Origin of the sequence: Planotetraspora kaengkrachanensis, from assembly GCF_016862895.1 — a bacterium.
Lineage (GTDB): Bacteria > Actinomycetota > Actinomycetes > Streptosporangiales > Streptosporangiaceae > Planotetraspora > Planotetraspora kaengkrachanensis.
In genome coordinates this window covers 1-554 of sequence record NZ_BONV01000096.1, presented here as the reverse complement: position 1 = coordinate 554, position 554 = coordinate 1, and the positions used below count along the sequence as shown (strand labels likewise).

At 66.2% G+C, this 554-nt stretch carries 1 protein-coding gene; it reads left to right on the top strand.

Annotated features, from left to right (window positions below; genetic code table 11):
* On the top strand, positions 1-527 hold a 527-nt coding region (locus tag Pka01_RS40510; protein ID WP_203888332.1), incomplete at its 5' end, for an IS3 family transposase.
* Positions 528-554: the final 27 nt, after the last annotated feature.

Below are 554 nucleotides of genomic sequence, written 5' to 3'. Positions count from 1 at the left end.
GGCGGGACTTCACCGCACTCGGGCCGAACCAGCGGTACGTCGGCGACATCACCTACCTGCCCGTCGCCGAGGGCCGCTTCCTGTATCTGGCCACGGTGATCGACCTGCACTCACGCCGGCTGGCGGGCTGGTCGATCGCTGACCACATGCGGACTGAGTTGGTGGCCGATGCGCTGCGCGCCGCGGACCGGACGCGTGGCGCACTGGACGGGGCGATCTTTCATTCCGATCATGGGGCGCAGTACAGCTCCCGGCAGTTCGCCGATCTGTGCGCTGAGCTTGGAGTGCGGCAGTCGATGGGCGCGGTGGGCACCAGCGCCGACAACGCCGCCGCCGAAGCGTTCAATGCCACCCTGAAACGGGAAACGCTCCAGGGCTCGGCCTGCTGGTCATCGGCCCGGGAAGCGCGGTTGTCGGTCTTCGCCTGGATCACCCGCTACAACACCCGAAGGAAGCACTCCAGCCTGGGCTACCTCAGCCCGATCGACTACGAGCAACAGCTCGATAAGGTGCTGATCGCCGCATAACAACCGGTGTCCACATTTCGGGGGGAA